We start from the raw sequence: 2,872 nt of genomic DNA on the forward strand, positions 1-2,872 counted from the left end.
CACCGGCCCCGACCGCGCCACCATGAGCGCCGCCCATGCCGGGGTGCATGCCGCCGCCCATGCCGCCGGGCCCACCGACCCGGCCGCCGCCCGGCCCTGCCTCGCGCGCACCGAAGACCGTCCCGCTGGGCAGCCCCGGGGTGCCGCTCCTTCCCTGCCCCGGGCCACCGCCGAACGGGGTCGTACGCGGCGGGATCTGGCCGCCGCCCTTGCTGGGGACGAACCCGCTGCCACCGCCCTTGGTCGGGACGGTGCCACCGCCCGTTCCGGCGGGGAAGCCCGGAACCGGGCCGCCACCGGGGACGCCGGGTCCGGTGTTCGGGCCACTCGGCCCGTTCGGGTGGCCGGGAAGGGCGGTCGGTCCGTCCATGGGCAGCTGGCCGCTGCCGGGGCCGTACGGGCCGGTCTGGGTGGGCAGGGTCGGCGCGGGGGGCAGGCTGTTGAGGTCGGTGCCCGGACGGTTGACCGGGTCCGACGGGTAGGACGGCGGGGTCGAGGTCCCCAGGTCCTGCGGCGCGGGCGGCAGCTGGCCCCCGCCACCGTGCGGCGGTGGGGTGTTGCCCGGGTTGAACGGGCCGGGGCCACCCGAGCCCGGGTCACGGGGCAGGATCTTCCCTCCGCCGTAGCTCTCGCCGCCGCCCGGGTTGGGCCCGCCGCCGACGCTGCCCCCCGAACGCGGGTTGCGGACAGAACCGCCGGAGCCGGCACCGCCACCGCTCCCGCCATCTCGGGAGATTGCCTTGGAGTCGTTCTGATTCGACGGCGCAGGCGTCCCCGGCAGAGCCAAGTCGGTGCCGAGCCCGTTCAGCGCCGTCGCGGCCGCGGCATAGGCCTGCCCCAGCTTCTCCAACTGGTGGATGGCTTCCTGGTGCGCCTTGTAGACACGCTGCGAAGCGGCATCGGCATCGGTCGCGGTGACCCACGTCCCGGGGTTTCGCTTCTTCATGATCGAGTCGAGATTCGCGGCGGTCGGGCCTTCAGGCGTGAAGTTGGCCGACGTATAGGCCGCGGCGTCGGGCGGAGCCTGGCGCTGACGCGTATTCACGGTGGTGATGTCACAGGTCGGCACATCCGGCACGGCGGATTTGGCAAGGCTGAGTGCCGCGCCCGCGTGCTGCATGATCTCACCCGCACCGGCCGAGTACTTGCCCAGCAAGTCGGCCGACTGCTGCAGGTTCCTGACCCAGGTCTTGAAGCTCTCGCCGGCCTCACCTCCCCAGGTAACCTTGCCGACGTGCGCCGTCAGCGCCTGGCTCAGTTCCTGCAGAACACGGCCGGCGTCCTGAAGCTTGTTGCCACGGTCCAGTACCAACGCGGGGTTGGTGCCGTCGACCATGCCCTTGAGCGCTGCATGGTCGATCTGTTCGAAGTTCGTTCCCTCTGCCACTGTCTATTCCCCGTCTCCCCGTGAACTGTCTCGGCCGACCCTCATCAGAGGGAGCCGGAGGCTCCCGGCCCGGCCGCCGGCACACCCGCACCCTTCGCGATCGCGTTCTGGGCGGCGGTCGTGTGTTCCTCGTTGGTCGAGTACCTGCCCGCCGAGTTCATGACCGCTTCCTTCATCGCGTCGATCTGCGACATGAGGTCCTTGTGGAGCTTGACGAGCTGGGTGTGGGCTTTCTCGTAGGCGGTGGTCAGGGCCGTCGCTTCGGCGAACTCCGCACTCGCGAAGCTCTTGCCCGTCAGCTTCTGCTCCTGGAGCTTGTACGGCCCGGCCGCTGAACCTTCCATCGCGGCGAGCGTCGCCTCGACCTGCGCCGCGAAGTTCCTGAGCGTCCCGAGTTCGACCTCGACGTCGTGCTTACCGAAGGCCGCCACCAGGGCAGCGGCGCTGACGTTCGTCTGCACGGTACTGATGATGGGGGCGATGTTGATCCCCCCAAAAGGCCACGGAAGCTTCTGCTCCAGCATGAACGGCGTCGCATCCCCCGAAGGGTTCGCCGGTGCAGGAGTCTCCGACCCGTTCCCGTTACCTTCTGCCACAGCAGTTCACCTCTCCCCCGTACGGCCGGTCGCGCCCGGGCCGTCCCCGGGCGGCTCCGGGCCGCAAACACACCGTCAACTTCTGGGTCGTACCGTCCTGGTCGGTGCACCGCCCGCCCTGTGGACGGTTTCCGCCTCCGTCATCGTAGCCACCACCCCTGTCGGACCGGCAGGGCCCTTGGCCCGCCCGTACGCGATCGGTACGAACTTGACACGTACGAACCGTCACCGCGGCCCTGGGTAGACTGACCCGGTACGCCCCATCTGCCGCGCAATGTCGCACAGCAGCGACCCAAGGCCGCAGAACGGACGTGACCGCGTGAGCTCCTCCGACGCCTCCCCTTCCCCCTGGTGGGCCCGTGCTGCGCGGCCCGCACGGCCGCCGGTTCCGGTGGCGCTGATGGCGCGGGCGGCGGTGGGCATGGCGGTGCCGTTGGCGGTGGGGCTGCTGGCGCACCGGCTGGACCTGGGGGTGTTCGCCGGGCTCGGGGCTATGCACGCGACGATGAACGACCGGGTCGAGCCGGGCCGGCTTCGGGCCGCCCGGATCGGGACGGCCGTCCTCGCCTCCGCGCTCGGCATGCTGATCGGCACCGCCCTCCAGCACGCCGACGCGGACGGCCTCGTCCTGGGTGTCGCGCTGACGCTGACCGCCTTCGCCTCCGGTGCGCTGAGCGCGACCGGTCCGCGCGGTTCGGCAGCCGGGATGCTGCTGCTGGTGTCGGCCGCGCTGGGCAGTGGGATGCCGCTGCCGCAGCCGTGGTGGGCGGCGGCGCCGATGCTTCCGGTCGGGGCCGCGTTCGTGGTGCTGCTCGGGTTGCCGGCGGGGGCGCCGAACCGGCCCGCCGCGGATCCGCGCAACCGGGCGCTGGCCGCCGCGTACGACGCG

Annotated in this window: 2 protein-coding genes and 1 pseudogene; 1 reads left to right on the top strand and 2 read right to left on the bottom strand. The window is 71.9% G+C overall.

Translation table 11 applies throughout. The annotated features are described in order from the left end of the window. The coding region (locus KS423_RS42540; protein WP_224285056.1) for a WXG100 family type VII secretion target at positions 1 to 1,336 on the bottom strand (1,336 nt) is incomplete at its 3' end. A gap of 95 nt (positions 1,337 to 1,431) precedes the next feature. Then, positions 1,432 to 1,911, bottom strand: coding sequence for a hypothetical protein (locus KS423_RS42545; RefSeq protein ID WP_224285057.1), 480 nt, complete (start codon positions 1,909 to 1,911; stop codon positions 1,432 to 1,434). A gap of 472 nt (positions 1,912 to 2,383) precedes the next feature. Here KS423_RS42545 and KS423_RS42550 point away from each other — a divergent pair. After that, positions 2,384 to 2,872 (top strand): annotated as a pseudogene (locus KS423_RS42550) (FUSC family protein); the annotation flags it as partial.

The organism is Streptomyces sp. LS1784 (assembly GCF_020103755.1).
Taxonomy (GTDB): domain Bacteria; phylum Actinomycetota; class Actinomycetes; order Streptomycetales; family Streptomycetaceae; genus Kitasatospora.